Annotated in this window: 2 protein-coding genes; one reads left to right on the top strand and one right to left on the bottom strand. The window is 50.8% G+C overall.

Features of this window, described 5'->3' with window-relative positions; translation table 11 throughout:
* The coding region (locus FDX22_RS15500; RefSeq protein ID WP_255432932.1) for a S4 domain-containing protein at window positions 1-228 on the bottom strand (228 nt) is incomplete at its 3' end.
* A 202-nt stretch (window positions 229-430) separates the two neighbouring features.
* Between FDX22_RS15500 and FDX22_RS15495 the strand changes: the two genes are divergently transcribed.
* Window positions 431-594: DEAD/DEAH box helicase family protein (locus FDX22_RS15495; RefSeq protein ID WP_186805319.1), on the top strand; the 164-nt coding region annotated here is incomplete at its 3' end.

The following is a 594-nucleotide window of genomic DNA, read 5'->3' as shown; positions in this document are numbered from 1 at the left end:
ATCCGTTGAGCAAACATAACCCTGGGGCTTATTCAGCATAAAATAGCGCGGGCCATTTTGTTGAACCAGGGAATTACCGTCATATTCTACGTCGTGCTCTGGCAGTAGCTTAAAAGCGCTATTTCTGACGATTTCGCCGTCGACGGTAACACGGTTACCACGGATCTCACGCCCGGCAATAGCGCGGCTGACGCCGAGTTGCTGAGCGATAAATTTATCAAGTCGCATGAGTGTGATTTTGCCTGTAACAATACGGAAATCGAGCGTTATGCCCGAAAAGTGGNTGATTTTGCCTGTAACAATACGGAAATCGAGCGTTATGCCCGAAAAGTGGAGCCGTTTTCCGCTCAGTATAGCGGGCTAACAACTTCCCTCAAGGGAAAAAGATTCGTGGCATACTATACGCGAGACTGTTACATATTGTGAGCCCATGATTTTTACTCTTCGTCCTTACCAAAAAGAAGCCGTGGATGCCACGCTCAACCATTTTCGCCATCACCGTACTCCGGCAGTTATCGTCCTCCCCACAGGCGCAGGCAAAAGCCTGGTGATTGCCGAGCTGGCCCGCGTGGCGCGCGGTCGCGTACTGGTACT

Source organism: Citrobacter sp. TBCS-14 (genome assembly GCF_005280805.1).
Taxonomy (GTDB): Bacteria; Pseudomonadota; Gammaproteobacteria; order Enterobacterales; family Enterobacteriaceae; genus Citrobacter; species Citrobacter gillenii.
The sequence above is the reverse complement of the archived record's forward strand: the minus strand, read 5'-3'. Positions and strand labels throughout refer to the sequence as shown.